The 5,287-nt window shown below is 66.0% G+C and carries 7 protein-coding genes; 3 read left to right on the plus strand and 4 right to left on the minus strand.

Translation table 11 applies throughout. From position 1 onward, the window contains the following. From AC08OQ_RS17450 to AC08OQ_RS17460, 3 genes are all read left to right on the plus strand, one after another. Positions 1 to 505: SAM-dependent methyltransferase (locus tag AC08OQ_RS17450; protein ID WP_476612213.1), on the plus strand; the 505-nt coding region annotated here is incomplete at its 5' end. A 236-nt stretch (positions 506 to 741) separates the two neighbouring features. Further along, positions 742 to 1,269 (plus strand): transposase, encoded by a 528-nt coding sequence (locus AC08OQ_RS17455; RefSeq protein ID WP_476602041.1) that lies wholly within the window; start codon positions 742 to 744, stop codon positions 1,267 to 1,269. A 661-nt stretch (positions 1,270 to 1,930) separates the two neighbouring features. Continuing rightward, a complete protein-coding gene (locus tag AC08OQ_RS17460; RefSeq protein ID WP_476602042.1) occupies positions 1,931 to 2,704 on the plus strand; it encodes a transposase family protein in 774 nt (257 codons plus the stop codon). A gap of 564 nt (positions 2,705 to 3,268) precedes the next feature. Here AC08OQ_RS17460 and AC08OQ_RS17465 read toward each other — a convergent pair. The 4 genes from AC08OQ_RS17465 to AC08OQ_RS17480 all read right to left on the minus strand — a co-directional run bounded on the left by AC08OQ_RS17465 (position 3,269) and on the right by AC08OQ_RS17480 (position 5,212). After that, entirely contained in the window at positions 3,269 to 3,979 is a 711-nt protein-coding gene (locus tag AC08OQ_RS17465) for a hypothetical protein (protein ID WP_476602043.1), read from the minus strand. Between the two features lie 53 nt (positions 3,980 to 4,032). Next, positions 4,033 to 4,308 (minus strand): hypothetical protein, encoded by a 276-nt coding sequence (locus AC08OQ_RS17470; protein ID WP_462188646.1) that lies wholly within the window; start codon positions 4,306 to 4,308, stop codon positions 4,033 to 4,035. A 333-nt stretch (positions 4,309 to 4,641) separates the two neighbouring features. Further along, positions 4,642 to 4,884, minus strand: a complete 243-nt coding sequence (locus AC08OQ_RS17475) for a hypothetical protein (protein WP_462188645.1) — start codon at positions 4,882 to 4,884, stop codon at positions 4,642 to 4,644. Between the two features lie 61 nt (positions 4,885 to 4,945). After that, complete coding sequence (locus tag AC08OQ_RS17480) at positions 4,946 to 5,212, minus strand: HepT-like ribonuclease domain-containing protein (RefSeq protein ID WP_462203586.1); 267 nt, start codon at positions 5,210 to 5,212, stop codon at positions 4,946 to 4,948. Positions 5,213 to 5,287 lie beyond the last annotated feature (75 nt).

Below are 5,287 nucleotides of genomic sequence, written 5' to 3' on the forward strand. Positions count from 1 at the left end.
AACCGTCACCCACAGCAAGATCGCTAAAGCAGGTGAATGTTTACTGCTCACCAGCACCCCCGAGGGCCGGGCCGCCTATCTCGACGCCGACTTCCGCGACCCGGAGGGGATCCTGGAGTCCGAGCAACTGCGGGAAACTCTCGACCTGAGCCAGCCTGTGGCGGTCAGTCTGATCGCGATCGTGCAGTTCATCACTGATGACGCAGCCGTTCAGGACATCATCGACCGGCTCATGCGCCCGTTGCCGGCGGGGAGCATCCTGGCGCTGTCGACCGCCACGGCCGACAGCGCGCCCGAGGAAGTTCGCGCCGGGGAGGCCGCATACAACGCCAACGGCATTCCGCTGGCCGTGCGCGATAAAAGCACGGTCGAGCGTTTCTTCGACGGGATGGAACTGCTTGACCCCGGAGTAGTGCTCGTCCACCACTGGCATCCCGACGAGGAGGCGGCTGCGCTGGACGATGCCCACGTGTACATGTATGGCGGAATCGCCCGGAAACCGTAGCCCGCGCGCCTCGCCGTTCATGACAGGCTCCGACCATCGACCTGCCGGACACCGAGGCCAACGACGCCGCGTTCGGCCGGCCGTCCAACGGCACTCGGGCGGGGGCGTTCCCGCAGGTCCGGTGGCTGGCGGCGGCCGAGTCCGGCACCGGGGCGCTGGTCGGTGCCACGTTCGGTCCCTTCACCACCGGCGAACAGACACTCGCCGCGGACCTGCGGGGCTGCTATGGACCTGACATGCTCGTGCTCGCCGACTGGAACTTCCTGTCCCACCGGCTGGCCCGCGACGTGCTGGCCACCGGCGCGCACATCCTGTGGCGGGCCTCGGCGTCGTTCGCCCTGACACCGGTCCGGGTCCTGGCGGACGGCACGTACCTGGCCGAGCTGACGCCTGCGCGGCCCGCCGACGGCCCGCCGGTCACGGTCCGGGTGGTCGAGTACACCGTGCACACCACCCCCACCGGCGGCGCCGAGTCCGCCTCGGAGCTGTTCTGCCTGGTGACGGACCTGCTCGACGTCGCTGCCTACCCGGCGCTCGACCTGGCGTGCGCCTACCCGCTGAGGTGGGAGTGCGAGACCATGATCGGCCACCACAAGACCGACAGGGGCGAGGGACAGCCCGTCCTGCGCAGCAAGGACCCCGAAGGCGTCGCGCAGGAGCTGTGGGCGCTGTTCGCCGTCTACCAGGCCATCCACACTCTCGTCGGCGCCGCCGTGGACGCCGCCGGCATCCCCCGGGCAGGATCAGTTTCCGCCACGCCCTGACCGCCGCGACCGACACCGTCACGGCGGGCTTTCCCCCCAGCCGGCGTGACCTGGCCCTGGCCACCTTCCTCCTCAAGATCCTGCAACCCGCGACGTTCGTCCGGGACCGCCCCGACCGCGCCAGCCCCCGCAAAACCAAGAAAACCGGCGACTTCCCCGCCCGAAAACCCGGCGAACCCGCCGTGGTCACCGTCACCCGCTGCATCGAACTCTACTGCCTCGAACCACGACGATCACCTTAAAGCAGCGCCATTGCCCTCTCGGCCGGTCCGGATGGTTCCTTCAGTAAGACCATCATCCCAGCTCAGAGGGCATTTACGCGTTCATCGCACCGCTAACTGGCCAAATCGGGCGGTGGATCAGGGCTGAAACCGCGCCGCCCGAGGGCACTCGCCCTTGGGCGGCGCGCCGACTGTGAGCTGATAGACGAAGGACGGACGAAACGGTGGCACATCGAGCCTTTTCAACCTCGGTTTGTCTGATTCTCTCGGCGGTTGAGGATCGCCAATTAGCGAATTCAACGGGCGCCGGCTCCAGTCGTTCCGCCATCTGGCGGCGGCGATAGTTGGCCGGGCGGTGGCCGGAGGGGTGCCGTAAATAGAGAAGTCCCCGGTAGATCACAGGGTGTCTACTCCACTGTGCCCTTGACCGAGGACTTCCGTTGCTAATCTACCCTGGTGTCGTCGACCTGCCCGAGTCGACCCTGACCCTCCTCGCGGGGCTGCTGGCCGAGGACCGCGCCCAGCGCCGGACCTGGCGCAAGCTGCCCCCACACGAGCAGGCACTCCTGGTACTCGTCCACCTACGCAAGGGTGAACGCTACGAGCGACTCGCCGAGGGGTTCCAGGTCAGCGTCGGCACCGTCCACAACTACATCCGCGAAGCCGTCCGCCTGCTCGCCACTCACGGCCGGACCCTGCTCGCCGCGGCCTGGATTTTCGCGTGGACCCAGAGCAACTTCCTCATCCTCGACGGCACCGTCGTGCGTACCAATCGTGTCCGGGCGCATAACAAGCTGTACTACTCGGGCAAGCACAAGTACCACGGCATCACCCTGCAGAGCCTCACCGACCCCTACGGCCGGCTGGTCTGGATCTCCGAAGGGCTTCCCGGCTCCGTCCATGACCTCACCGCGGCCCGGATGCACGACATTCTCGATCTGATCGACCGTTCGGAGCTCTACCTCTACGCGGACAAGGGCTACATCGGCGGCGAAGGCGAGCGCCTCCTCGTCCCGATCAAGAAACCCAAGAACAACGACCTCCCCGACCGTGACAAGGAGGCCAACCGGACCCACGCCACCACCCGCTCACAAGGTGAACGAGGATTCGCGGTCCTCAAGAACTGGCACATATTCGACCGTTTCCGCGGCTGCCCACGCCGCGTCGGCACCTTCGCCCAGGCCGTCCTCGTCCTCGCCAGCGAGGGCCATTAGAACAACCAACTTTGAAAAGGCTCGGTGGGAAGCTCGACCGCCGTCAATAATTAGTGCCCGCCGACTTCGATCTTCACGGGGTAGCGGTGTTGCCCAGATGATCGGGCCCAGTCGGGGCCAGGCGCGCTGACACCTGATGTCCAGCCAGGAGCCAGCGGCAAACGCGAAAGCGCCCCCGAAGGGGGGCTGAGCAGGCAAAGCCAGCTTGTGGACCCTGTGGAGTCGAAATGAAATAACTTGCGCGTTTCGAACCCTCCACAGGCCTGTGACCTGCGATGATGCTCTCGATCGCATATTTGTTACTTCATTACGTCCCCTGTGTACCAGCATCCGAACCGTTCGATCTTGGTTGCGGCCCCTGAAATCACTGTCCGGCCGGTCGCTACCCGTGCCCTGGCCAGGGACGATGCCCAGTGACCGCGCCGACCGTTACATCACCTACCGGATCGAACGGGTGTTCCGCAGGTCTGGCGGTTTCGGACGCTTCGACCCGTCTCGTGACCGTAGTCGTCGGCGTGGTGGTCGCGTTGACGTTCCTCTTCGGGTTCAGGAGGGATGACAGGCTCATGGTTGCTGGTCGAGAAACGTCGCAGCCTCGGCTGGGTCCATGATGTTGGACCAGATCTGCTCTTCGGGGGCCACTGCCCGCTGCGGCATGGCGTAGTCGGACATCCATGCGTCGGCTTCACATCCGGGTACGAGGCTGAGGATCGTCGCGACGAGCCGTCGCGGGACCGAGCCGATGAGGCGGATCGCGACATAGGTCTCGTGACCTTGGTCAGCGACGACCTGGATGCCCAGCGCCGCGCCGTCCAGCATGACGGCGTGCTCCTGGCCGTCCAGCAGTGACTCGCCTACCAGCCGGTGCACCGCCGCCCTGAGCGTGCGCTCGGCGCGCGTCGCCGACTCGGCCCGCCACCTCAGCTTGTCCTCCTGACCGGGCAGCAGGTCACCGGTGTAGGTCGTGGTGGCGAGAGCAGGCGAGTGTCTGGCGTTGTAGCGTGCCCGCGCGGCGGTTGCGCGTGCGGCCAGCGCCGCGTAGAAGTCATCGGGCGAGCCTTCCTCCCGCTGCCCGGCCGCCACCAGCCATGGGATCCCGGCGTCGACCCACACTGCACCGCGCCAGCGATGGACCTTCACCTTGAACAACACCTGATCGTCGATCGCGGCGATCCGCTCCTGCGGCGTGTCGTCGTCGGCGAAGCGGTCGCCGACCTTGCCGAGTAGCGGATGGCCGATGTCCTCCAAAGGCGTGTCCGCGCGCGGGACCGTCAAGGCGAGATCCTCTCGCAGGCAGCGGAGCGTGGGGCGGGCCCGTCCGGCCACCGTCAGCGGTCCTCTTCGACGCCGCCGATCGCGTCGAGTTCAGCACGAGTCATCCCGGCGAGCATCGCTATCCGTGACGCGCGGCTGCCGTCGAGCTCGCTCAGCAGCTCCCGCATCCCGGACTGCATTTCCTCGCGGCGCGCGTCCAGGTAAAATGCGACCGCCGCCTCGACGAGATCCTTCTTGCTCATATGCAAGTAGTGCGCGCCACTGGTGATCAGCTTGTCGCCTTCCGGCGAGACCTTGACCGCAACCTGCCGGGGCGTCTGCTCCATCATCGCCGCGTCCGTCTCCTTCCCGCCAGCTACCAGTTCGTCGGTGCCTCCAGTACCTCAAGGGTACTCTGCCATCGGTCGCCGCCGGGCGCGACCAAGCACCGACTCCTCCCACCACACCAGCAAGACAACTCACCGTCGACGGGTGGGTCGAACGGGTCGACAACGGCGGCTCCCGAACCGCTGGCGTTCAGGCCGGACATTGCTGACCGCGCTGCCGGCGGACTGGGCGGAGCCTGGCGCAGGCGACCGCAGGCACGCCGGTACCGAGGATGCAGGTGGACCCGGCGCCGCGACACGACCGTCGCTCCCCGCCCCTGCCCGCAGACGGGAAACCTAGATCAAAAACACCGATCGGCGATCAGCTGGGAGCACCTTACGGCACGGGGTGCGGCGCTGGGTTGTCACGCCGCAAGTAGAAGGCGCCTTGACGGCGAGAACCCAACACGGAATAGCGATCGAGATCGACAGGGTGAACCAAAGTTCATGCCAGTCGAACGAGATCAGAGAATTCACAAGTAGCGCGATTGCGCCGATTTCGACCAAGAGAAGAGTGAGCGCGGCGTTGCGCTTGGCCATCCCGGTTCTCCATACCTATCGAGTTGTGGCGTTGTGCAATCGTAGCAGTGAGGTTGTGGCGCTACGGGTGGGGGTGTGATGGTGGAGTGGGGATCGCTCCTGGTTGGAGCGATGGGAGGTGGCGGCGGAGTGCATACGTCCACCGGTGTGACGAACGCAACACAAGCTGGAGAAGGTGGCCACGCTGGGCGATCCGAGCGGTGAGACCTCGGCGGCCTGAACAGAACGTGTGGCTGCCGGCGTGGATGCGCCACACAATTGACCAGTCGACCTCGAAGTATGTGTGAACGGCGATGTTGCGGAAGCCTGTGACGGACCGCCACGGCACGTCCGGCTAGGGCCTGTTTGGGAAGTTTATCGGGGCAGCCATTCGTTGATCGCGGCGATGGTGACTGTTGCTTCG

The sequence above is a fragment of the Frankia sp. CcCS3 genome (assembly GCF_977927575.1).

Excerpts from the sequence above, each read along its gene's own strand:
- AC08OQ_RS17455 (WP_476602041.1), top strand. The coding sequence starts at position 742 with ATGCTCGTGCTCGCCGACTGGAACTTCCTGTCCCACCGGCTGGCCCGC.
- AC08OQ_RS17470 (WP_462188646.1), bottom strand. The coding sequence starts at position 4,308 with ATGATGGAGCAGACGCCCCGGCAGGTTGCGGTCAAGGTCTCGCCGGAA.
- AC08OQ_RS17475 (WP_462188645.1), bottom strand. The coding sequence starts at position 4,884 with ATGGCCAAGCGCAACGCCGCGCTCACTCTTCTCTTGGTCGAAATCGGC.